This window comes from Streptomyces paromomycinus (genome assembly GCF_003865155.1).
Classification (GTDB): Bacteria; Actinomycetota; Actinomycetes; order Streptomycetales; family Streptomycetaceae; genus Streptomyces; species Streptomyces chrestomyceticus.
In genome coordinates, this window is sequence record NZ_BHZD01000001.1 from 2,144,096 (window position 1) to 2,167,056 (window position 22,961).

The 22,961-nt window shown below is 71.6% G+C and carries 21 protein-coding genes; 18 read left to right on the forward strand and 3 right to left on the reverse strand.

The genetic code is table 11. The features are described from left to right. The first annotated feature begins 16 nt into the window (after nucleotides 1-16). From OEIGOIKO_RS08620 to OEIGOIKO_RS08700, 18 genes are all read left to right on the forward strand, one after another. Entirely contained in the window at nucleotides 17-1,699 is a 1,683-nt protein-coding gene (locus tag OEIGOIKO_RS08620; RefSeq protein WP_125053416.1) for an acyl-CoA dehydrogenase family protein, read from the forward strand. A 512-nt stretch (nucleotides 1,700-2,211) separates the two neighbouring features. Continuing rightward, nucleotides 2,212-3,492 (forward strand): GAF domain-containing protein, encoded by a 1,281-nt coding sequence (locus tag OEIGOIKO_RS08625; RefSeq protein ID WP_125053417.1) that lies wholly within the window; start codon nucleotides 2,212-2,214, stop codon nucleotides 3,490-3,492. A 202-nt stretch (nucleotides 3,493-3,694) separates the two neighbouring features. Next, entirely contained in the window at nucleotides 3,695-4,546 is an 852-nt protein-coding gene (locus tag OEIGOIKO_RS08630; RefSeq protein ID WP_125053418.1) for an LLM class flavin-dependent oxidoreductase, read from the forward strand. Between the two features lie 149 nt (nucleotides 4,547-4,695). Then, on the forward strand, nucleotides 4,696-5,262 hold the full coding sequence (locus OEIGOIKO_RS08635; protein WP_125053419.1) for a GNAT family N-acetyltransferase: 567 nt from the start codon (nucleotides 4,696-4,698) through the stop codon (nucleotides 5,260-5,262). Between the two features lie 183 nt (nucleotides 5,263-5,445). Beyond that, nucleotides 5,446-5,529, forward strand: coding sequence for a putative leader peptide (locus tag OEIGOIKO_RS43870; protein ID WP_331785330.1), 84 nt, complete (start codon nucleotides 5,446-5,448; stop codon nucleotides 5,527-5,529). 204 nt (nucleotides 5,530-5,733) lie between these two features. Continuing rightward, entirely contained in the window at nucleotides 5,734-7,431 is a 1,698-nt protein-coding gene (locus tag OEIGOIKO_RS08640; RefSeq protein ID WP_125053420.1) for a nitrite/sulfite reductase, read from the forward strand. Then, nucleotides 7,428-7,625, forward strand: coding sequence for a hypothetical protein (locus OEIGOIKO_RS08645; RefSeq protein WP_125053421.1), 198 nt, complete (start codon nucleotides 7,428-7,430; stop codon nucleotides 7,623-7,625). The genes OEIGOIKO_RS08640 and OEIGOIKO_RS08645 overlap by 4 nt, the downstream gene beginning before the upstream one ends. Next, nucleotides 7,622-8,326 carry a phosphoadenylyl-sulfate reductase gene (locus tag OEIGOIKO_RS08650; protein ID WP_125053423.1) on the forward strand — a complete coding sequence of 235 codons (705 nt, stop codon included), beginning with the start codon at nucleotides 7,622-7,624 and terminating at the stop codon, nucleotides 8,324-8,326. The genes OEIGOIKO_RS08645 and OEIGOIKO_RS08650 overlap by 4 nt, the downstream gene beginning before the upstream one ends. Then, the gene (gene cysC / locus OEIGOIKO_RS08655) at nucleotides 8,326-8,931 is read left to right on the forward strand and encodes an adenylyl-sulfate kinase (RefSeq protein ID WP_281288430.1); all 606 of its coding nucleotides are present in this window, start codon (nucleotides 8,326-8,328) and stop codon (nucleotides 8,929-8,931) included. Before OEIGOIKO_RS08650 ends, cysC begins: the two co-directional genes overlap by 1 nt. Next, nucleotides 8,928-9,908 (forward strand): sulfate adenylyltransferase subunit CysD, encoded by a 981-nt coding sequence (cysD, locus tag OEIGOIKO_RS08660; protein WP_246177274.1) that lies wholly within the window; start codon nucleotides 8,928-8,930, stop codon nucleotides 9,906-9,908. Before cysC ends, cysD begins: the two co-directional genes overlap by 4 nt. Nucleotides 9,909-9,910: 2 nt before the next feature. Beyond that, entirely contained in the window at nucleotides 9,911-11,272 is a 1,362-nt protein-coding gene (locus OEIGOIKO_RS08665; RefSeq protein WP_125053427.1) for a sulfate adenylyltransferase subunit 1, read from the forward strand. A gap of 1 nt (nucleotide 11,273) precedes the next feature. Beyond that, the gene (locus tag OEIGOIKO_RS08670; RefSeq protein ID WP_125053429.1) at nucleotides 11,274-11,405 is read left to right on the forward strand and encodes a hypothetical protein; all 132 of its coding nucleotides are present in this window, start codon (nucleotides 11,274-11,276) and stop codon (nucleotides 11,403-11,405) included. A 93-nt stretch (nucleotides 11,406-11,498) separates the two neighbouring features. Then, the gene (locus OEIGOIKO_RS08675; RefSeq protein ID WP_125053431.1) at nucleotides 11,499-12,629 is read left to right on the forward strand and encodes an ABC transporter substrate-binding protein; all 1,131 of its coding nucleotides are present in this window, start codon (nucleotides 11,499-11,501) and stop codon (nucleotides 12,627-12,629) included. Between the two features lie 5 nt (nucleotides 12,630-12,634). Beyond that, nucleotides 12,635-13,474: an ABC transporter ATP-binding protein gene (locus OEIGOIKO_RS08680; RefSeq protein ID WP_125053433.1), complete on the forward strand. Its 840-nt coding sequence runs from the start codon at nucleotides 12,635-12,637 to the stop codon at nucleotides 13,472-13,474. Further along, a complete protein-coding gene (locus tag OEIGOIKO_RS08685) occupies nucleotides 13,461-14,447 on the forward strand; it encodes an ABC transporter permease (protein ID WP_125053435.1) in 987 nt (328 codons plus the stop codon). Before OEIGOIKO_RS08680 ends, OEIGOIKO_RS08685 begins: the two co-directional genes overlap by 14 nt. Nucleotides 14,448-14,450: 3 nt before the next feature. Continuing rightward, complete coding sequence (locus OEIGOIKO_RS08690; RefSeq protein WP_125053437.1) at nucleotides 14,451-15,218, forward strand: sirohydrochlorin chelatase; 768 nt, start codon at nucleotides 14,451-14,453, stop codon at nucleotides 15,216-15,218. 99 nt (nucleotides 15,219-15,317) lie between these two features. Next, nucleotides 15,318-15,674, forward strand: a complete 357-nt coding sequence (locus tag OEIGOIKO_RS08695; protein WP_125053438.1) for a trypco2 family protein — start codon at nucleotides 15,318-15,320, stop codon at nucleotides 15,672-15,674. Beyond that, the gene (locus OEIGOIKO_RS08700; RefSeq protein ID WP_125053440.1) at nucleotides 15,671-18,817 is read left to right on the forward strand and encodes a tetratricopeptide repeat protein; all 3,147 of its coding nucleotides are present in this window, start codon (nucleotides 15,671-15,673) and stop codon (nucleotides 18,815-18,817) included. Before OEIGOIKO_RS08695 ends, OEIGOIKO_RS08700 begins: the two co-directional genes overlap by 4 nt. On the opposite strand, the gene OEIGOIKO_RS08705 is transcribed toward OEIGOIKO_RS08700, so the two are convergent. From OEIGOIKO_RS08705 to OEIGOIKO_RS08715, 3 genes are all read right to left on the reverse strand, one after another. Next, nucleotides 18,785-19,327 (reverse strand): metallophosphoesterase family protein, encoded by a 543-nt coding sequence (locus tag OEIGOIKO_RS08705; protein ID WP_125053442.1) that lies wholly within the window; start codon nucleotides 19,325-19,327, stop codon nucleotides 18,785-18,787. The genes OEIGOIKO_RS08700 and OEIGOIKO_RS08705 overlap by 33 nt on opposite strands. Before the next feature lie 62 nt (nucleotides 19,328-19,389). After that, on the reverse strand, nucleotides 19,390-21,423 hold the full coding sequence (locus tag OEIGOIKO_RS08710; RefSeq protein WP_125053444.1) for a CocE/NonD family hydrolase: 2,034 nt from the start codon (nucleotides 21,421-21,423) through the stop codon (nucleotides 19,390-19,392). Between the two features lie 60 nt (nucleotides 21,424-21,483). Then, nucleotides 21,484-22,782 carry an ATP-grasp domain-containing protein gene (locus tag OEIGOIKO_RS08715; protein ID WP_174857138.1) on the reverse strand — a complete coding sequence of 433 codons (1,299 nt, stop codon included), beginning with the start codon at nucleotides 22,780-22,782 and terminating at the stop codon, nucleotides 21,484-21,486. Nucleotides 22,783-22,961 lie beyond the last annotated feature (179 nt).

The window sequence follows — 22,961 nt, forward strand, 5'->3', positions numbered from 1 at the left end:
CCTTACCGTATCTGCCATGGCACCCACCACTCATACGGTCACGAACCAGCCTCCGCCGCTGGTCGGGTACGACGTCTTCGCGGCGGACGCGGCGCTCACCGAGGGCGTCGAACGGCACGTTCCGCCCGCTCTCCGGGACGAGGCGCGGACGGAGCTGGGCGAACTGGGCCGGGCCGCGGGGTCCGCCCACGCGCAGCGCTGGGGGGCGCTGGCCGACGGTAATCCACCCGTCCTGCGTACCCACGACCGTTACGGCCACCGGGTGGACGAGGTGGAATTCCACCCGGCGTGGCACCGGCTGCTGGGACACGCCGTCTCCTCCGGGCTCACCGACGCCTGGTCGCGGCCGGCCGGGCACGTCCGGCGTGCCGCGGGGTTCCTGGTGTGGACGCAGGCCGAGGCGGGGCACGGCTGTCCGCTGTCGATGACGCACGCGGCGGTTCCCGCACTGCGGGCCGACCCCGCGCTGGCGGCGGAGTGGGAGCCGCTGCTGACCTCGCGGGTGTACGAGCCGGGGCTGCGGCCGGTGGCGGAGAAGCCGGGCGCGCTGGCCGGGATGGCGATGACGGAGAAGCAGGGCGGGAGTGACGTGCGGGCGACCACGACGGTCGCGGAGCCCCTGGCGTCCGACGGGGAGTACGTACTGACGGGGCACAAGTGGTTCTGTTCGGCGCCGATGTCGGACGCGTTCCTGGTGCTGGCGCGGACGTCGGGGGACGTCTCGCGGCGGGAGGGCGGGGAGGCGGAAGGGGCCGGGCTCTCCTGTTTCCTGCTGCCCCGGGTGCTGCCGGACGGCCGCCGCAACTCCTTCCGCATCCAGCGGCTCAAGGACAAGCTCGGCAACCGCGCGAACGCGTCGGCCGAGGTCGAGTTCGACGGTACGACCTGGGCGCGGCGGGTCGGCGAGGAGGGGCGCGGCATCGCGACGATCATCGAGATGGTGGCGGCGACCCGGCTGGACTGCGTGACGGGCTCGGCGGCGGTGATGCGGCAGGCGGTGGCCCAGGCGCTGCACCACGCCACGTACCGGGAGGCGTTCGGCAAGCCCCTCGCCGGGCAGCCGCTGATGCGCAACGTCCTCGCGGACCTAGCGCTGGAGTCGGAGGCGGCGACGGCGCTGGCACTGCGGCTGGCGGCGGCGTACGACGCGGACACCGACCAGGAGCGGCACTTCCTGCGGCTGGCGGTGCCCGCGGCCAAGTTCTGGGTGACCAAGCGCTGCACACCGGTGGCTGCCGAGGCGCTGGAATGTCTGGGCGGCAACGGTTACGTGGAGGAGTCCGGGATGCCGCGGCTGCTGCGCGAGTCGCCGCTGAACTCCGTCTGGGAGGGATCGGGCAACATCCAGGCCCTGGACCTGCTGCGGGCGCTGCGCCGCGAACCGGCGGCGCTGCACGCGTTCCTGACGGAGATCGGTACGGCCCGGGGCGCCGACCACCGGCTGGACGGCGCGATCAAGGGGCTGCTGACCGAACTGGCCGACCTGGAGGGCATCGAGGCCCGCGCCCGGCGGCTGGCGGAGCGGCTGGCGCTGGTCCTCCAGGGTTCCCTGCTCGTACGGTACGCGCCGCCCGAGGTCGCCGACGCGTTCTGCGCCTCGCGCCTGGGCACCGACCACGGCGCCTCCTTCGGCACTCTGCCGCCCACCCTCGCGCTGCGCGCGATCGTGGAGCGGGCACGGCCGGTGGCGGAGCGGTGACGTCGGCGGTGACGTACCGAGGGCGGGAGCGGTGCGGTACGCGGTGACGGCCCGGTGCGGTACGCGACGACGACGCGGTGCGGTACGCGGGGAGGTACGCGGTGGCGGGCCCGGTTCCCTCAGGAGGGGGGTCGGGGTCCAGGGCCCGCCACCGTGTGGGCGGGGAGCGGTGCCGCGCCGACCCGGCGCCGCTCCCCGGTCTCGGACCGGTCCTCAGGACCGGCCCGCGAGGTCTGTCGCCGCCCGTCGCCGCGGCGGCCCGTACTGTACGGCCGGAGCGCGGCGGCTCCCGGCGGCACGGGTTCCGAAACCGGCGGCCAGGACGGCACGAGGGATTCCGCTCACCATGGCGTCGCCCCCTCTCGTCCTGCCGGTCACCTTCCTCGCCGCCGTCATAGGCCACAACAGTTGCAGCCGGTTGCAACCAATTGACGCAATCCCGCGTTCGGAGCGGCCCGGTGACGGCACCATGGGCGGCAACCCCACGGACAGTGCACGACGGAGAGAAGAGCGTGAGCGACAGACCGAGCGACATGGGCATCTGGTCGGCCCAGGAGGTACGCGAGACGACGCGGCGGCTCGCCTCGCTCCGTGAGGCCGCGCTCTGCGGCGGCCGGACGGCCACCGCGCCCCGTGCCGTGATCTGCGAATCCTGGCGCCGGGCGCTGGACCGCGGCGTCGACCCGGACCGGGACCGGCGCGAACGGCCGCTGACCGTCGAGGAGCTGGAGCACCGGCGGCACAGCTCCCGGCTCGCCTCGCTGCTGCCGCTGTTCAACAGCGGTCTGCTGCCGGCCGCGGACGCCGCCCAGCAGATCATGGTCGTCACGGACGCCGAGGGCCGGGTGCTGTGGCGGGAGGGCTGCGCGCCGGTCCGGCGGATGGCCGACCGGCACGGCTTCGACAAGGGCGCGGACTGGACCGAGGAGATCGTCGGCACCAACGCCATCGGGACCGCGCTGGTGGCCCGCCGCCCCGTCCTGGTGCACTCCGCCGAGCACTTCGTCCGTACCCACCACCAGTGGACGTGCGCCGCGGCGCCGCTGCACGATCCGCGCGACGGGCGGCTGCTGGGCATCGTGGACGTGAGCGGCCCGGCGTACACCTTCCACCCCAGCACCCTGTCGCTGGTCTCCGCGGTGGCCCGGCTCGCGGAGAGCGAGCTGCGCGAACGGCACCACGGCGCGCTGGACCGGCTGCGGGCGAGCGCCGCGCCCGTACTGGCCCGGCTCGGCGGGCAGGCGCTGGCCGTCGACAAGGACGGCTGGACCGCGGCGGTCACCGGGCTGGCGCCGCCGGACCGGGTCGCCCTGCCCAAGTCCCCGGAGGCCGGGCCGCTGTGGCTGCCGCGCTACGGGATGTGCACGCTGGAGCCGCTGCCCGGCGGCTGGCTGATCCGCGTCGGCGCGCCGCAGGGCGGGGAGCCGCGGGCCAGCCGGGTGCTGCTGGACCTCGGCAGCCGCACGCGGCCGGCGGTCACGGTCACCGGCCCGGCGGGCAGCTGGACGCACGAGCTGAGTCCGCGCCACGCGGAGGTGCTGTTCGTGCTGGCGCGGCGGCCGGAGGGGCGCAGCGCCGCCGACCTGGCGCAGGATCTCTTCGGGGACCGTGCCCGGACGGTGACGGTACGGGCCGAGCTGTCCCGGCTGCGCCGCCATCTCGCGAGCGTCCTGGCACACCGCCCGTACCGCTTCGCCGACGGGGTGGACGTGGAACTGCGGCTGCCGCCGAGTCCGGTGGACCTGCTGCCGCACTCGACGGCACCGGCGGTGCTGGCGGCGCGGCGCGCGTGAGGGGGCGGGCCCGCACCCCGTACCCCCGCTCAAATGCGGTGCGGCCGCACGCGCCCCTCAGGTAATCTGGCGGCGCTTCGAACATCAGCTCCCCAGGAGGACGTCGCAGAACGGGAGCAGCCCACGCCACAGCGCGCGTGCGGCCAGGCGAGCGGGCGACACGACCTTTCGCGCTCGACCCTGCCCTCCTGGAGGACCTGTCATGTCCATCGGCCTCGGCCTGCCCATCGGCGCCCCCGTATCCCTGCTGACCTGGGCGCGGCGTGCCGACGCCGTCCCGTTCCGCAGCATCGCGCTGCTCGACCGGCTGGCGTACGGCAACCCGGAACCCCTGATCACCCTGGCCGCCCTGGCCGGCGCCACCTCCCGCGTACGGCTGCAGACCGAGGTGCTGCTCGCGCCGCTGCACCGCACCGCGCTGCTCGCCAAGCAGGCCGCCACCCTCGACGTGCTCTCCGGCTCCCGGTTCACGCTCGGCATCGGGCTGGGCGGACGCGAGGACGACTACGCGGCGGCGGGTGTCGACCAGCACACCCGTGGCCGCCGGCTGGACGGCCAGATGTCCCGGCTGCGCTCCGTCTGGGCCGGTGAGCCGTACGGCGAGGGTGTCGGCCCGGTCGGCCCCGCGCCGGCCCGTCCCGGCGGCCCGGAAGTACTCTTCGGCGGCTTCGTACCGGCCGTGGTCCGGCGGGTGGCCCGCTGGGGCGACGGCTTCCTCGGCGCGGCCCTGCCCCCGTCGCTGATGGACGGGCTGTTCCGCGATGTGGAGAAGGCCTGGGACGCGGCGGACCGGCCCGGCCGTCCGCGGCTGGTGGCGCAGGTGAACGTGGCGCTCGGCCCGGACCCCGTCCTCGACGAGGCCCGACGCGAGGCCCGCGCGTACTACGGCCCGTTCGAGTACACCGACCATGTCGTGAACGGGCTGCTCACCACGGAACGCGGCATCCGCGACGCGGTGACCGCCTTCCGCGGCATCGGCGCCGACGAGGTGATGCTCTACTGCTGGGCCACCGACCCGGACCAGGTGGACCGCATCGCCGACGCGGTGCTGTGACCCCGGCCCGGTCCCGGGCGAGGATGAGGACACGGACAGGAAACCCCCATGCAGCGCGACCCCCCGCAGGTCGTGGCGCCGATCATAGAAGTCCGCAGGTCAGCCAGGTACATCGGGGCTCTGAGCGGTGCCTGTGATGTGCTGCCCCCATGACTCTCACCGTGACCACCTGGTACCTCGAACAGACCTCGCCCGACGACCTTGTCCCCGCCGCCGCTCCCCCTGCGGAGCAGCGGGTCCGGATCGCGCGGGCGGAGGTGGCCTCGCCGGAGTTCAGCCGGTTCCTGTACACGTCGGTCGGCGGGGACATCACCTGGACCGACCGGCTGGGGTGGTCGTACGGGCAGTGGGAGGAGTTCCTCGGGCGGCCCGGTGTGGAGACGTGGGTGGCGTACGAACGGGACACGCCGGCCGGGTTCGTGGAGCTGGACGCGCAGGCCGAAGGGGCCGTCGAGATCAGCTACTTCGGGCTGCTGCCGGCGTTCCGGGGGCGGCGGATCGGCGGGCATCTGCTGGCGTACGGGACCGCGCGGGCCTGGGATCTGGACGGGCGGTGGCCGGAGCGGGAGAAGACGCGCCGGGTGTGGGTGCACACGTGCAGCAAGGACGGGCGGTACGCGCTGGACAACTACCGGCGGCGCGGTTTCCGGGTGTACGCGACCGAGGAGACGGAGGAGGCGGAGGTGCCCACTCCGGGGCCGTGGCCGGGCGCCTGATCACGGACGGCCGCGCACGGGCGGACGTTTGTGACGGTATGCCGTAAAACGGGAGGGCGGGAGACGCGGAATCCGCCCTTCCGTGGCGTGACCGGCGCCACGGAATCTCGCCATGCGGGACACTCTTGTCCATATTCTGGAAGACGGTGGACTGGCTCAAGAACGCCATGACACGCTTCCGTCATGTCTACAGCTGGAATTGCCTTGGTGAGTCGGCGGCACGTCGACCTCGGCCGCCTGTCCAGCGCCATCTGTCCGGCGGGCTGACAGCCTCAGCAACGTCGCAGCATCGTCGCCTTTTCGCCGTCCCCACCGTCGCGGACGCGCGGGCACCCTGATCCGACCTGCCCCGGACAGCTCTGTTCCCAGCACCTCGCGCCACCCCGCAGCGAGACGCGTCCTCGCAGGTCACGGTGGGGTTGCCGCTGCCCGCCCCCGCCCTCACCGAGCCGCCCAGAAGGACATACCGCCATGGCCGCCACCCCCGAACGAACCGGTCCCGCCACGACCCGCCGCAAGGCCGGACGCCACCGCGGTGAGGGCCAGTGGGCCGTAGGTCACTTCACCCCGCTGAACGGCAACGAACAGTTCAAGAAGGACGACGACGGTCTCAATGTGCGGACACGCATTGAGACGATCTACGCCAAGCGCGGTTTCGACTCGATCGACCCGAGCGACCTGCGCGGCCGGATGCGCTGGTGGGGCCTGTACACCCAGCGCAAGCCCGGCATCGACGGCGGCAAGACCGCCGTTCTGGAGCCGGAGGAGCTGGACGACACCCACTTCATGCTGCGGGTCCGGGTCGACGGCGGGCGGCTGAGCGTCGCGCAGCTGCGGGCCATCGGCGAGGTCTCCCAGGAGTACGCGCGCGGCACCGCGGACATCACCGACCGGCAGAACATCCAGTTGCACTGGATCCGCATCGAGGACGTCCCGGCGATCTGGGAGAAGCTGGAGTCCGTCGGCCTGTCGACGACCGAGGCGTGCGGCGACTGCCCCCGCGTCATCATCGGCTCGCCGGTCGCCGGCATCGCGGCCGACGAGATCATCGACGGCTCGCCGGCGATCGCGGAGATCGAGCGGCGCTTCATCGGCAGCAAGGAGTTCTCCAACCTGCCGCGCAAGTTCAAATCGGCAATCTCCGGCTCGCCCGTGCAGGACGTGGTGCACGAGATCAACGACATCGCGTTCGTGGGCGTCGAGCACCCCGAGCACGGCCCCGGCTTCGACCTGTGGGTGGGCGGCGGCCTGTCCACCAACCCGCGGCTCGGCGAACGGCTGGGCGCGTGGGTGGCGTTGGAGGACGTACCCGAGGTGTGGGCCGGAGTCGTGGGGATCTTCCGTGACTACGGCTACCGGCGGCTGCGCAACCGCGCCCGGCTGAAGTTCCTGATGGCGGACTGGGGCCCGGAGAAGTTCCGTGAGGTGCTGGAGAACGAGTACCTGAAGCGCAAGCTCAGCGACGGCCCGGCGCCCGCCGAGCCCAGCAGCCGCTGGCGCGACCACGTGGGCGTGCACCGCCAGAAGGACGGCCGGTTCTACGTGGGCTTCGCGCCGCGCGTGGGCCGGGTGGACGGCGCCACCCTCGTCAAGATCGCCGAACTGGCCGCGGCGCACGGCTCGGACCGGCTGAACACCACCGTCGAACAGAAGATGATCATCCTCGATGTGACCGAGGACCAGGTCGAGCCGCTGGTCGCGGGGCTGGAGGCACTGGACTTCCAGGTCCGGCCCTCGCCCTTCCGGCGCGGCACGATGGCCTGCACCGGCATCGAGTTCTGCAAGCTGGCGATCGTCGAGACCAAGGCGCGCGGCGCCTCGCTCATCGACGAACTGGAGCGCCGGATGCCGGACTTCGAGGAGCCGGTCAGCATCAACATCAACGGCTGCCCGAACGCCTGCGCCCGCATCCAGACCGCGGACATCGGCCTCAAGGGCCAGCTGGTGCTGGACGCCGACGGCAACCAGGTCGAGGGCTACCAGGTGCACCTGGGCGGCGCGCTCGGCCTCCAGGCGGGCTTCGGCCGCAAGGTGCGCGGTCTGAAGGTCACCGCCGACGAGCTGCCCGACTACGTGGAGCGGGTGCTGACCAACTTCCAGGAGCAGCGCGAGGAGGGCGAACGGTTCGCCACCTGGGCCGCCCGCGCGGAAGAGGGTGCGCTGAAGTGAGCGCGCGTGCCACGCCGTTCTACTGCCCGTACTGCGGGGACGAGGACCTGCGTCCGTCCGAGGAGGGACACGGCTCGTGGGAATGCGGGGCGTGCGCCCGTGCGTTCCGGCTCTCGTTCCTCGGACTGCTGGCCAAGGGCGTCACCGCCCCGGCCCGGCAGCACGACAACCGCCAAGGGGGCAGCAGTACATGACGGCAACTCAGGAACGTACGGAAGCCGAGCTGGCGGCGCTCGCCGAGCGGGCGGGCCGCGACCTGGAGGACGCCTCCCCGCTGGAGATCCTCACCTGGGCCGCCGGGGTTTTCGGCGACCGCTTCTGCGTCACCTCCTCCATGGAGGACGCGGTCGTCGCGCACCTGGCCGCGCGCGCCTTCCCCGGTGTCGACGTGGTCTTCCTCGACACCGGCTACCACTTCCCGGAGACCATCGGCACCCGGGACGCGGTGGCCGAGGTGATGGACGTCAACGTCATCACCCTGACGCCGCGGCGGACGGTGGCCGAGCAGGACGCCGAGTACGGGCCGAAGCTGCACGACCGCGACCCGGACCGGTGCTGCGCGCTGCGCAAGGTCGCGCCGCTCGAAGAGGGTCTGGCCGGGTACGACGCCTGGGCGACCGGGCTGCGCCGCGACGAGTCGCCGACCCGCGCCGGCACCCCGGTCGTGGGCTGGGACGCACGGCGCCGCAAGGTGAAGGTCTCGCCGATCGCACGCTGGACGCAGCAGGACGTGGACACGTACGTCGCCGAGCACGGCGTGCTCACCAACCCGCTGCTGCTGGACGGCTACGCCTCGGTGGGCTGCGCGCCCTGCACCCGCCGGGTGCTGGCGGGCGAGGACGCGCGGGCCGGCCGCTGGGCCGGCAGCAACAAGACCGAATGCGGGCTGCACTGATGAGCGGCCCCGGGGAGTCCGGCCATCAGGCGCCGGACCACCAGGACATCCAGGATTCTCGGGAGCGAAAGATGACGGGCGCCACGGTGTGGCTGACCGGACTGCCCAGCGCCGGCAAGACCACGATCGCGTACGCGCTGGCGGAGCGGCTGCGGGGCGAGGGCCACCGCGTCGAGGTGCTGGACGGCGACGAGATCCGCGAGTTCCTCTCGGCGGGGCTCGGGTTCAGCCGGGCGGACCGGGACACCAACGTGCAGCGCATCGGCTTCGTCGCCGAGCTGCTGGCGAGCAACGGCGTCAAGGCACTGGTGCCGGTGATCGCTCCGTACGCGGACTCGCGGGAAGCGGTGCGCAAGCGCCACCAGCGCGAGGGCACGCCGTACCTGGAGATCCACGTGGCCACGCCCGTCGAGGTGTGCTCCGAGCGGGACGTGAAGGGCCTGTACGCGAAGCAGGCGGCGGGCGAGATATCCGGGCTGACCGGCGTCGACGACCCGTACGAGCAGCCCGAGTCGCCCGATCTGCGCCTCGCGTCGCACACCCAGACGGTGCAGGAGTCCGCGGCGGCGCTGTACGCGCTGCTCACCGAGAGGGGACTGGCATGACGACCGCCGCTGCCGTGAGCACGGGCGCCGGGAACTCCGGCGGTACCCAAGACGCCGGAAGCGCCGGGGACACCGACACCCCGTACGCGCTGAGTCACCTGGACGCGCTGGAGTCCGAGGCGGTGCACATCTTCCGCGAGGTGGCGGGCGAGTTCGAACGGCCGGTGATCCTCTTCTCCGGCGGCAAGGACTCGATCCTCATGCTGCACCTGGCGCTGAAGGCGTTCGCGCCGGCACCGGTGCCCTTCGCGCTGCTGCACGTGGACACCGGCCACAACTTCCCCGAGGTGCTCGACTACCGCGACCGCACGGTGGCCCGGCACGGACTGCGGCTGCACGTCGCCTCCGTACAGGACTTCATCGACCGCGGCGAACTCCGCGAGCGCCCCGACGGCACCCGCAACCCCCTCCAGACCGTGCCGCTGCTGCACGCCATCGAGTCGAACCGCTTCGACGCGGTGTTCGGCGGCGGGCGCCGGGACGAGGAGAAGGCGCGCGCCAAGGAACGGGTCTTCTCGCTGCGCGACGAGTTCGGCGGCTGGGACCCGCGCCGCCAGCGCCCCGAGCTGTGGCAGCTCTACAACGGCCGGCACTCCCCCGGCGAGCACGTCCGCGTCTTCCCGCTGTCCAACTGGACCGAGCTGGACGTGTGGCAGTACATCGCCCGCGAGAAGATCGAGCTGCCCGCCATCTACTACGCCCACGAGCGCGAGGTCTTCGCCCGCAACGGCATGTGGCTGGCGCCCGGCGGGTGGGGCGGCCCCAAGGACGGCGAGCGGGTCGAGACGCGGCAGGTGCGCTACCGCACCGTCGGTGACATGTCCTGCACCGGCGCCGTCGACTCCGACGCGGACACCATCGAGGCCGTCATCGCGGAGATCGCCGCCTCCCGGCTCACCGAGCGGGGCGCGACGCGGGCCGACGACAAGCTGTCCGAGGCCGCCATGGAGGACCGCAAGCGCGAGGGGTATTTCTAATCATGAGCACGATTGTCGATCCCGTGGACCCGGTCGATGCAGCCGGTACGGCCGCCACCTCGCTGCTGCGCTTCGCCACCGCCGGTTCGGTGGACGACGGCAAGTCGACGCTGGTGGGGCGGCTGCTGCACGATTCGAAGTCGGTGCTGGCCGACCAGCTCGAAGCGGTCGAACGGGCCTCGCTGGGCCGCGGCCAGGAGGCGCCGGACCTGGCCCTTCTGACCGACGGGCTGCGGGCCGAGCGGGAGCAGGGCATCACCATCGATGTCGCCTACCGCTACTTCGCCACGCCCCGGCGCCGCTTCATCCTCGCCGACACCCCGGGCCATGTGCAGTACACCCGCAACATGGTCACCGGCGCGTCCACCGCCGAGCTGGCCGTGGTGCTGGTCGACGCCCGCAACGGCGTGGTCGAGCAGACCCGCCGGCACGCCGCCGTCGCCGCGCTGCTGCGCGTCCCGCACGTCGTCCTCGCCGTCAACAAGATGGACCTGGTGGACTACGCGGAGCCGGTCTTCGCGGCGATCGCCGCGGAGTTCACCACGTACGCCGCGTCCCTGGGCGTACCGGAGATCACCGCCATCCCGATCTCGGCGCTGGCCGGCGACAACGTCGTGACCCCGTCCACGAACATGGACTGGTACGGCGGGCCGACCGTGCTGGAGCACCTGGAGACCGTGCCGGTGGTGGCCGACCCGTCCGAGGACCCGGCGCGCTTCCCGGTGCAGTACGTCATCCGCCCGCAGACCCCCGAACTGCCCGACTACCGCGGCTACGCGGGGCAGATCGCCTCGGGCGTGCTGCGCGTCGGCGACGCGGTGACGGTGCTGCCGTCGGGCCGGTCCAGCACCGTCGCGGCGCTGGACGTGCTGGGCGAGGCGGTGGACGTGGCCTGGGCGCCGCAGTCGGTGACCGTACGGCTCGCCAACGACCTGGACATCTCGCGCGGCGACCTGATCGCCCCGGCCGCCGCGCCGCCCGCCGTCACCCGCGACGTCGAGGCGACCGTCTGCCACGTCGCCGACCGGCCGCTGAAGGCCGGCCGGCGGGTCCTGCTCAAGCACACCACCCGCACGGTCAAGGCGATCGTCAAGGACATCCCGTCCCGGCTGACGCTGGCCGACCTCTCCCAGCACCCGGCACCCGGCGAGCTGGCCGCCAACGACATCGGCCGGGTCGTGCTGCGCACCGCCGAGCCGCTCGCGCTGGACCCGTACGCCGACTCCCGGCGTACCGGATCGTTCCTGCTCATCGACCCGGCGGACGGCACCACGCTGACCGCGGGCATGGCCGGGTCCGCGTTCGCCGAGGCGGCCGAGGCCGCGGCGGCCGCCGCGGACGACGACGCGGAATGGGACTTCTGACATGACGCTGCGGGATCTGCCCACGTCCCTGTTCGGGGACGTCTTCGCGACCTTCGCCAAGGAAGGCGGCCGGATCGGCAGCGGCGCGCTGGGCAGCGGGCAGGGCGGCGTCGGGCGATGTGTGCGCCGATGACGTACCGCCACCTGTCCCTGTTCCGACATTCCACCGCTCTGCCGGGCCCGCCGTAGGCGCTCGCCGCCCGGCCCTCCGAGAGGACCCCCTCCCGTGCCTGCCGTACGACGCCTCCGCCTGCTGGCGGCCGCCGCCACCGTCCCCCTCCTGCTGGGCGCGCTCGGCGCCTGCGGCTACGGCTCCCGGGCCAAGCAGGACGAACAGGGCGCGGTCGCGGCGAAGGGTCCGAAGATCGACGGCCTGGACCGGGTCAAGGTCGGCTACTTCGCCAACACCACGCACGCGACCGCGCTGGTCGGCGACCGGAAGGGCTTCTTCCAGAAGGAGCTGGGCGGTACGAAGTTCGCGCCGTCGGTGTTCAACGCGGGCCCGGCGGAGATCGAGGCGCTGAACTCCGGCGCCATCGACATCGGCTGGATCGGCCCGTCCCCCGCCATCAACGGGTGGACCACCTCCCAGGGAAAGAGTCTGAAGATCATCTCGGGGTCGGCGTCCGGTGGTGTCTCGCTGGTCGTCGATCCCAAGAAGATCAAGAGCCTGGACGACCTCAAGGGCAAGACGATCGCCACCCCGCAGCTGGGCAACACCCAGGACGTGGCGCTGCTCAACTACCTGGCCGAGAAGGGCTACAAGGTCGACGCGACCACCGGCAAGGGCGACGTGACCGTCCAGCGCACCGAGAACAAGGTCACTCCGGTCGCCTTCCGGCAGGGCAGCATCGACGCAGCGTGGGTGCCCGAGCCGACCGCCTCCAAGCTGGTCGCCGAGGGCGGCAAGGTGCTGCTGGACGAGAAGAAGCTGTGGAAGGACGGCAAGTTCGTCATCACGAACGTGATCGTCTCGCAGAAGTTCCTCAAGGAGCACCCGAAGGCCGTCGAGGCGGTGCTGCGCGGCTCGGTGAAGACCAACACCTACATCAGGACGCACCCGGCCGAGGCCAAGCAGGCGCTCAACGACAAGCTGGCCGCCGCGGCCGGCAAGGCGCTGCCGCCGTCCGTGATCGACCCGGCGTTCCGCAACACCGACGTCACCGACGACCCGCTGGCCGCCACCCTCCAGCTGGAGGCGGACCACGCGGTCCGGGCCGGCCTGCTGAAGAAGCCCGCCCTCAAGGGTATCTACGACCTCACGCTGCTCAACAAGGTGCTCAAGGCCGAGGGCAAGCCGGCCGTCGACGACGCCGGTCTCGGCAGCGAACAGTCCGCGCACGCATCCAGGAGGTGACACCGATGACGACCACCACGCTCAGCAAGCCCGGCAGCCGGCCGTCCGCCACGGCGGACGCGGGCGGCGCGGACCCTTCGTACGCCGCTCGCATCGACCACGTCTCGAAGTCCTTCGGCCGCCCCGGCGCGCAGCAGCACGTGCTGGACGACATCAGCATCGATGTCGCGCCGGGCGAGTTCGTCTGCCTGCTGGGGGCGTCCGGCTGCGGCAAGTCGACGCTGCTCAACCTCGTCGCCGGACTCGACGGACCCACCGCGGGCAGCATCGAGACGCCGGGCGGCCGGCCGGCCCTGATGTTCCAGGAGCACGCGCTGTTCCCGTGGCTCACCGCGGGCCGCAACATCGAACTGGCGCTGCGGCTGCGCGGGGTGCCGCGCGCGGAGCGCCGGGGCGAGGCCGAGCGGCTGCTGGAGCTCGTACGGCTCAAGGGCGCGTACGGCAAGCGGGTGCACGAGCTGTCGGGCGGCATGCGGCAGCGGGTCGCGATGGCCCGCGCGCTCGCCCAGGACAGCCGACTTCTGCTGATGGACGAACCGTTCGCCGCCCTCGACGCCATCACGCGCGACGTGCTGCACGACGAGCTGACCCGCATCTGGCGGGACGCCAACGACGGCGCCGCCGGCAGCGGCCTGTCCGTCCTGTTCGTCACCCACAACGTCCGGGAGGCGGTGCGGCTCGCCGAGCGGGTGGTGCTGCTGTCCTCCCGGCCCGGCCGGATCGCCCGCGAGTGGACCGTGGACATCCCGCATCCGCGGCGCATCGAGGACGCGGCGGTCGCCGACCTTTCCGTAGAGATCACCGAACAGCTCCGTGGGGAGATCCGCCGCCATGGCCAGCACTGAGACCGGAACGGCCGCCGAGGCCGCCGGAACCGCCGACGGGCCCGCCGACGGCGCGGGCACGGGGGCGCCCGCCGCCGAGGAAGCCCCCGTCGCCGCGAAGAAGCCGGACAGCGGCTCCGGCGACCTCGCCGGCCTGGAAGCCGGCCTGGACGCCTTGGACGCCAAGGTCTCCGACCGCCAGCCCTGGCTGCGCACGCTGACCGCCAAGGCCGTCCCCCCGGTCGTCGCGATCGCCCTCGTGCTCGGCCTGTGGCAGCTCGCCTACCACTTCGAGCTGAAGGACCACTACCTGCTGCCCAGCCCGGTCGACGTGGCCCGCTCGCTCCAGGACAAGTGGCTCGAAGGCACCCTGCTCGACTACGTGTGGACGAGCGTGTCGCGCGGCGCCCTCGGCTTCCTGGCCTCGGTGGCGATCGGTACGCCGCTCGGCCTGCTGGTCGCCCGCGTCAAGCCGGTACGGGCCGCGATCGGCCCCATCCTCAGCGGCCTCCAGTCGCTGCCCTCGGTGGCCTGGGTGCCCGCCGCCATCATCTGGTTCGGCCTGAGCGACGCCACCATCTACGCGGTGGTGCTGCTCGGCGCGGTCCCCTCCATCGCCAACGGCCTGGTCGCCGGCGTCGACCAGATCTCACCGCTCTACCTCCGCGCGGGCCGCACCATCGGCGCGCGCGGCCTGACCGGCGTACGGCACATCCTGCTGCCCGCCGCGCTGCCCGGCTACCTCGCCGGGCTCAAGCAGGGCTGGGCGTTCTCCTGGCGCTCCCTGATGGCCGCCGAACTCATCGTCAACGCCGCCGACCTGGGCACCGGCCTCGGCCAGCTCCTGGAACAGGGCCGCGAACTCCAGGACATGTCCTGGGTGCTCTCCGCCATCCTCCTCATCCTCGTCGTCGGCATCGGCATCGAGCTGCTGATCTTCGCGCCGATCGAGCGACGGGTGCTGCGCAGCCGCGGCCTGCTGGTGAAGAGCTGACCGATGGACACCCGATCCGCCCGCCCCGCCCTTCTCGTCATCGCCCACGGCAGCCGCGACCCGCGGCACGCGGCTGCCGTCACCGCGCTCTGCGCGCGGGTACGGGCGCTGCGCCCCGGCCTGCGTACCGAGGTCGCCTTTCTCGACTTCAACGCGCCGGGCGTGCCCCGGGCCCTTGAGCGGCTGGCGGCGGACGGCGTACGGGACGTGGTGGCCCTGCCGCTGCTGCTCACCCGGGCGTTCCACGCCAAGACGGACATTCCGGCGGTGCTGCGGGAGGCCGGCGCGCGGCTGCCCCGCCTGACCGTCCACCGGGCCGATGTCCTCGGCCCGTCCCCGCTGCTGACCGCCGCGCTGGACCGGCGGCTGTCCGAGGCCGGGCTGCGGCCCGGCGACCGGCGCTCGACCGGGGTCGTGCTGGCCTCGGCGGGCTCCTCCGACCCGGAGGCGATCGCAGTGATCGCTGAAATCGCGCGGGAGTGGCGGCGTACCACCGGTTGGTACGCCGTGCGGCCTGCGTTCGCCTCCGCCTCCCTCCCCCGCACGGCCGACGCCGTACGGGCCCTGCGGGCCGAGGGCGCCGAACGGGTGGCGGTGGCCCCGTACGTGATCGCCCCCGGCCGCCTCCCGGACCGCATCGCCCGCGGCGCCGAGGAGGCCGGGGCCGATGTCCTCGCCGATGTTCTCGGCCCGGCGCCGGAACTCGCCCGGCTGCTGGTGCGGCGGTACGCCGAGGTGGTGGGACGGGAGTTGCGGGCACTGGCAGCATGACCTCCCGTACCGCCCGCGCCTGGCAGCTCCGAATGCTACGTTCGCTGCCACGGATTTGTGATGGCGACGGCCGCCCGGGCTGTCGGAGCGGGGGAAGGTATGGGCACGCAGGACCCTCTGGAGAACGTGGAACTCACCGCGGCTGTGCAGGGGCTGAGGGATCAGCTCATGTCCGCCGTGGATGCGTCGGACGGACAGCCCATCAGGTTCGAGGTCGAGGAAATCAACCTGGAGTTCGCCGTCGAACTGCGCCGCGACGCGCATGCCAAGGCCGGGTTCAAGGCTTGGGTCATGTCCGGTGACGTGCAGGCGGGAGCGGCCCGCACCGCCACCCACAAGGTGGCCGTGAAGCTGAAACCGAAGGACTCCCGGGACGGCAGGCCGGTGGAGATCGGGCATCAGGACGACGTGAGCATGGAGGTTTTCGGCGCCCCGCTCGAAGGGCACTGTGCATGAGCGCCCGGTCCGCCGAGCGTGTCGCCATGGTGCAGGCGGCCCGGCAGGGCAGCGGATTCCTGCTCACCTCGCGGCTGGTTCTGACCTCGGCCCATCTTTTCGACGGGACGGAGGGCGCCCGCGTCGCCGTTCCGGGCGGTACGGGCGTCCAGCACGGCCGGCTTTTGTGGCGCCGTCGGGACGCGTCGTGTGACGCCGCGTTACTGGAAACCGCCGACGACCTGGTGGCTGCCCCGGCGACATGCCCGATATCCGACGTCATGTGGGGCAGGGTCGCGAGCCTGGCTTCTTGGGAGAATTGCGAGGCGATCGGCTACCCCCGGATTTCCCTCGGGGAGGGAAAGCGGCCGGACACCGAGCAGATCGTCGGAACTTTGAAGCCCGGCTCCTCGCTCTTGCGTGGTCGTTACGTCTTGGACAGCGCCCATTCCCCTCCGCCCAGCGTAGATGGCTCGTCTCCGTCGCCGTGGCAAGGGATGTCGGGAGCCGGCCTCTTCGCCGGGGAGTACCTAATCGGCGTGGTGTGCGGTGACCCTGTGCAGTGGGGACACGCCCGCGTCGAAGCGGTACCGGTCTCCATCCTGGTCGGCGATCCCTCGTTCGATCGTGCGGTGTGGGAAGCGGCCGGGGTGCGACCGGAGTTGGTGGATGCCGTCAGTCCGGTAGCGGAAGCTGCTCAACCACCTCCTGACTCCTTCGAATTCATCTGGCAGCCGGTCCGGGAAGCCGATCCGATGAGATTCGGAATTCACCCTGCACCAGAGGCTCCAGGCCATTCGCAAGTGGTCGAGTACGTAGGCCGCGCCGTCGACGCCCAGTTGGACGCGCACCTCGACGCACTGGCCGACTCCGGCGGCATGCTCCTGCTGACGGGCGATTCGGCGGCGGGGAAGACCCGCTCCCTTTTCGAGAGTATGCGCCGAAAGCTGGGTGACCGGCTGGTCTGCATGCCCGACCCCGATGCGGATTTGTCCGCGCTCCCCTCCTTCACCGGCGGCGAAGACAGGGTCGTATGGCTCGACGACCTGCAGGACTACCTGCGCTCCGACGGACTGACCCTGTCACTGCTCGACGGGCTGGTTCGCCGCCGGGTCCTGGTGCTCGCCACACTGCGCACGGAGTTCTACGAGCACTACACCGATGACAAGGACACACCGCTCCTGACCCGGGGCACCGACCCCCGACTTCCCTCTTCTCCGGCCCGGATACTCCGCAGGGCACAGCGCCTCCCCCTTGAGCGCATCTGGTGCGACAGTGAACGGCGGAGCGCTTCCCACAGCACTGATCCGCGTATCGTAGAGGCGTTGAGGTCTGACAGGGCCTACGGAGTGGCCGAATATCTCGCGGCAGGCCCACAGGTGCTCACGCTGTGGCGCTCCGCTTCCCGTGTGAGAGGCAACCCGCGAGGAGCCGCGCTCGTCGCCGCCGCAATCGACCTCGTACGCACCGGCGTGGACTCCGCCCTGCCGCCCGACGCCGTGGAGCGTCTGCATGAGCACTACCTCGACCAGGCGGGCGGTCCCGCGCTGCGGCCGGAAGGACTGGACGAGGCGTGGCGCTGGGCGGGGCGGATCGTGCTGGGCGTGACCAGTCCGCTGGTACCTGGCCGGGGCGGGACGTGGAAGCCGTGCGACTACCTGGTGTCCCATGTCGCGCGCCGGTCCCGGCCGAATGATCTACCAGCGGAAGTGTGGGCCGAGGCGCTACGCGTCGTGGAGGACGCGCGTCGCGTAGTGGTGTCGACGGTGGCCAGGGTCGCCGGACATCCGAACACCGCGAAAGACGTGCTGCGTCCGCTCGTGGCCGTGGACGACCGTGAGGCCCTGGTCAACCTCGGGGCTCTTCTGACCGCGGAGAACGACCACGAGAAAGCTGCGACGTACTTCCGCCGCGCCTCGGAACTCGGTGATCCGACTGGTGCGCACAACATGGGTGCGCTGTGTGTCATGCGGGGTGATCTGGCGAGTGCACACGACTGGTACACACTGGCCATCGAGCGCGGTGAATTGTCGTCCATTGGCGCCCTCGGCTTGGTCCATGAAAAGCTGGGGAACCGAGAGGAAGCGACGAATCTGTGGAAACGCGGGACCGAGGCCGGTGACCCCGGGAGCGCACTGCTGTATTCCGACTGGCTGTCCTCGCAGTGGCAGTCGGAAGAAGCGGTGGCGGCCTTGCGTATCGCGGCCGACGGCGCGGCGGTTCCCTACGCGGCATTGTCGTACGCCGGCGTTCTCTTGCGCAAGGAGGACCACGAAGCGGCGAATGCCTACGTGTCCAAGGCGTACAACGCGGCGGTCACACAAGGCCGACTGGGGGAGCCAGTCGGCTATCTGATGGCCGGAGTGACCGCTTACTCTTTCGGCGACGTCCAGGCAGGCGATGAGTGGTGGAACCAGGCCCGTTCCAAAGGCTGCTCGGTGGACTGGCACGTCGTCGACGCACCGGACGGTCACCCCGGTCTGCGGCATCTCGCTGTGAGTCTGGATACTCGAAACAAGCTCGGCGAAGAGGGCATTCAGCACCTAATGCGGACCCTATGGGCCGGAGACTGCCTGGACTGCGGGTACCCCCTGCAGGACGGTGTGCCCGCGCTGTACGTGGACGACCAGTACACAACTGCAGACGCAAGGCTGTTTCACTTCGGTCTGTGCAGGTACCCGCGGTGGAATGAATCCGCCCTCGTGACCGTCGCGAAGGAAGCAGGAATGAGCTGGGAGGCGTTCACCGCCGCGGTACCGGCGGATGGACAGCTGGTTCCAGCCCTAGTTGTGAACCCCGCTTTGGAGGCGGCTCATCTGATCCTGGAGGATCAGGTCTGGACGCCGACCGCCAGGTACGGCCCGCAGTCACCCCTGTGCGCCCCTCTTCACCTTCGACCTCTTCAAGCCGGCTTTCCGGCTCGCACACCAGATTCCCCTGCACGGGCTTTCGTCAGAGAAGGCGAAGTGGCGGTATCGGTTGTATTCGAGGCCTGGTGGGCTCCTGCCCTCAAGGAACATGTCACGCTGGTGCAGCGGCACGGCGGCCTGCTGCTCATCATGACCAGCGCCTTCGAGCCGAAGAGCTCTCCTACCGTGGAGACACTCATGACGGTTTTACAGTCCCAGGAATCAACGGCGTGCTGGGTCTCCCTGGGAAAATGACGTCGCGCGACGCAACGGCAGCCGATGCAGCTCCACCTCGGTGAGCCGGCCCGACGCCACCCGCGCCGTCATGTACGTGCAGTACGGCTGCCGCCGGCGATCGGTCGGGGAGCCGGGGTTGAGCAGGCGCAGGCGGCCGTCCTCGGTAGTGGTGTCCCAGGGGATGTGGCTGTGGCCGAAGACGAGGACGTCGAGGTCCGGGTACTGCTCGGCGCAGCGGCGTTCGCGGCCTTGTTTCTGGCCGGTCTCGTGGACCACACCCCAGCTCAGCCCTCCGAGTTCGGCGTACGCCACCCCCGGCAGGCGGGCGCGCAGGTCGGGGCCGTCGTTGTTGCCGTACACGCCGACGAGCCTGCGGGAGCGTTCTTCCAGCAGGTCGAGGGTGGCGGTGTCCACCCAGTCCCCGGCGTGCACGACCACGTCGGCGCGTGCCACCTGCTCCAGCAGTTCCGGCGGCAGGGCCTTTGCGCGCTTGGGCAGGTGGGTGTCGGACATCAGCAGCAGGCGCACGGGCCGACCGTAGCTCCTCTCACCGGCAGTCGCGCAGTCGCGTCCTCCTGCCGTCCGTGTCGTCACAGGCAGTCGCGCGGCAGTGTCTCGTTCCAGGTGCGGGAGAAGACGCGCCGGTCGTTCTCGTAGCCGTCCAGGGTGGCGTCGATGTGGAACTCCTTCTCCGAGCACCGCAGTTTCTGGTGGGTGACCACCCGGACGTCCCAGTCGCCGCGCCGGAAACGCATGGTCCACAGGGTCTCGCCGGTGGCGGAGGTGAAGTCGTCGGCGACGGTGGCGTACCGCTCGTAGGCGCGCCGCCCGACCTCCATGCCGGTGTCCTCCAGCCGGGCCAGCCCGCGGTCCTTGACGATCTCCAGCTCGGAGGTGTAGCCGACCAGGTCGCGCTTGACGTCCCAGCGCTCCTCCGGCGGGGTCAGCTGGGTGACGGTGAGCGGCCGGGCGCCCTCCGGCTCGCCGAACGGGCGCGGGGGCAGCCGGTCCGGTTCGGTGGTGGGCCGTACCGGCAGGGTCAGGGTGCTGCTGCCCTCGTGGACGCTGAGCATGGCGGGCCGGGGCGGCGGCCAGGCCAGCGGCCAGTACGAGGTGGACAGCGACAGCCGGATGCGGTGGCCGGGCGGGAACGCCTGGGCGACGCCGTTGAGCTGGACGGTGGCCCGGTAGCGCCGGCCGGGTTCCAGGAGCTCCGGCTCGCCGACCGTCTCGTGGTGGGCGAGGTTGAGCACTCCGTAGGTGACGCGGGTGGCCCGGCCGTCGGGGGCCACGTCGGTGAGGCGGGCGGCGACCATGGCGACCGGTTCGCTGACCGACAGGTCGAGTTCGACGGTGGGCGAGCCGAGGATCTCGACCCGGTCGGTGAGCCGGTCGCTGTCGAAGACCAGCGAGCCGCCGTCCTCCTCGCGCTGGTCGTACGGCAGGTCCGGCGGGGCGTTGTAGGAGGCCCACTTGCCGGCGAACTGGCCGACGGACAGCGGCGACTGCACGGTCAGCACCTTGCACTCGCGGTCGCCGCACTCCTCCCCGTCGGCGCCGATGCGGTGCCGGAAGAGCGGGCGGGCGACGGAGCGGATGTGCGGGGAGGGCCAGTCCGGCTCGCCGACCCAGCGGCCGGGCCGGGTCTCGTAGGACGTGGACGGCGGCACGCTGTCCTGCATCCAGGCGCTGAGCATCGGCCCGTCCATGACGCCGTTGTCGGCGCCCTTGAGCCAGTGGTCCCACCAGCGCACGACTTCCTGGAGGTAGCCGATCGCGGGCCCGGGTTCACCCAGATGGGGGAACTTGTGCGACCAGGGGCCGATCAGGCCCTTGCGCGGCACGTCGAGGCCGGCCAGCAGCCGCGTCACGGCGTTGGAGTAGCCGTCGGCCCAGCCGCTGGAGGCGAGGACCGGGCAGCGTACGGAGCTGTAGTCCTCGCAGACCGAGGCGTGCCGCCAGTAGTCGTCGCGGCGCTGGTGGCGCAGCCAGTTCAGGGCCCACGGCTCGGTGTGCTCCAGGCGTTCGCGCCACATCTCGCGCCAGCGGCCGCCGACCACGGCCGGGTCGGGCGGGCAGGTGGCGTAGGCGAACATGGTGCCGGCCTCGGCGAGGTTGTCGGAGAGCAGCTGGCCGCCCATGTAGTGCATGTCGTCGGCGTACCGGTCGTCGGTGAAGGACGCGATGACGATGGCGCGCAGGCTCTCGGGCTGCCGGGCGGCGACCTGGAGGGCGGCGAAGGCGCCCCAGGACAGGCCCATCATGCCGGTGTTCCCGTCGCACCAGGGCTGGCCGGCCAGCCAGGCGAGGATGTCCTCGGCGTCGGCCTGTTCCTGTTCCAGGTACTCGTCCTCCAGGACGCCCTCCGACTCGCCGGTGCCGCGCAGGTCGACGCGGACGCAGGCGTAACCGTGGCCGGCGATGTAGGGGTGGTGGATCGAGTCGCGTACGGCGGTCAGGTCCCCTTTGCGGTACGGGATGTACTCCAGCACCGCCGGAACCGGTTCCTCGTCGGACGCCTTCGGGCGCCAGATGCGCGCCGACAGGCGGGTGCCGTCGGAGACGGGGACGGTGACGTGGTCCTCCTCCGTCGTCGCGCAGGGCAGATTGCTCACGAAGCGCATGGGGCGACCTTCTCCTTGCTGTCGTGCGGTCGGCGCGGCCGGCGGGCCGGCCGCGCCGGTTCAGCTCTCCGGGCCGGCGGCTCCGGCCTTCTCGCAGGCCAGGTGCAGGGCCGCCACGCAGTGGTCGTACTTCTCGCGCAGCTCCTCTTCACTGTCGCCCCCGGTGAAGACATGGGCCAGTTCGAAGCTGTAGCAGTCCTGCTGCTCCATGTCCGACAGCTGCTGGCCCGGCTCGGGGATCACATGGATCCGCGTGCCCGGGATCTCCCGCTCGATGCGCTCGATCTCCTCCCGGGACGGCACCGCGCGGGCGACGCCGTCGGCGAACCAGCGGTAGTACCACTTGGCGGCCGTCCGGTAGCGGCCTTCGCGGTGCGGCATCGACGGGTCCTCGCCGAGGGCGAGGCGCAGCATGGCGTGGTGGTTGGGGGCGCCGTCGACGTACTGGAAGAGTTCGGCGTGCGACTGGGAGTGCCGGGGGTTGACCTCCAGCACGTTGATCACGTCGGTGTGCGGATCGTAGAAGTACTCGATGCTGAACGTGGCCTCCTGCATCCCGATCTGCCGCATCACGCGGGCGGAGGCGTCGCGCAGCCGGTGCAGCACGGCCTCGGGGAGCGTCGAGGGGTACTGGTGGCGCAGGAAGGACGAACTGCCGGGGTAGTCGATGGAGTCCAGGACGCCGTAGACCGTGACCTCGCCGTCGCGCACGTAGCCCTCGACCGCGACCTGGATGCCGGACAGGGCCTCCTCCGCGAGGCAGACCTGCCCGCCGACGCCCGCCATCTCCGGGGGAAGGTCGAGACGGTCGAGGATGTCCTCGAAGGGCTGGCCGACCCGGCCGATGCCCTTGCGGATCTTCTCGACGGCCATGCCGAACTCCGTCTCGTCCTTGACGCCGTAGGCCAGCTCCGAGGAGTACGCGAGGGCGGGCTTGAGCCACATGGGGAATGCGACACCCTCGGGCGGACGCGGCGGGTCCGCGTGCAGGTCGACGCGGCCGAAGCGCGGGTGGGTGTCGACGGCCTTCTCCTGCTCCAGCCGGCTCCAGTACTTGTGCTCGCACTTGACGACCGATTCGAGGCTGGTGCTGCGGGTGCCGTAGCGCTCGCTCAGGATCGGTACGAGGGTGCTGACCGGGAAGTCCCAGTAGCCGACGATGGCGTCGACGCTGCCGTCGAACGCGTCCAGCAGCTGCTGGGCCTTGTCCAGGAGGTCGGGTACGGAGACCTCGCCGACCTGGAGTTCCTTGACGGTGAGCAACGGATGGAAGCGGTACCGGTCCGCGTCGGGAACGTCGTGCAGTGCGGGCAGATTGGCCTCTTCCAGGCCGAGTACGAAGATGTTCTTCTCGCTCACCGGGCTCCTCCTCGGGCTCACTGTCCGGCGAGGCACGCGGGTACCCGCGGGAAGGGCGGCAAACCCCGGGGCCACTGTGGGCAGCGGTCCGCTCGCGGCGGCGGGAGGGCTGGTGGGCGGCTCGGAGCGGTGCGGAAGCAGGGGTTTCCACACGCGGGACACCTGTCCGATTAATCCCT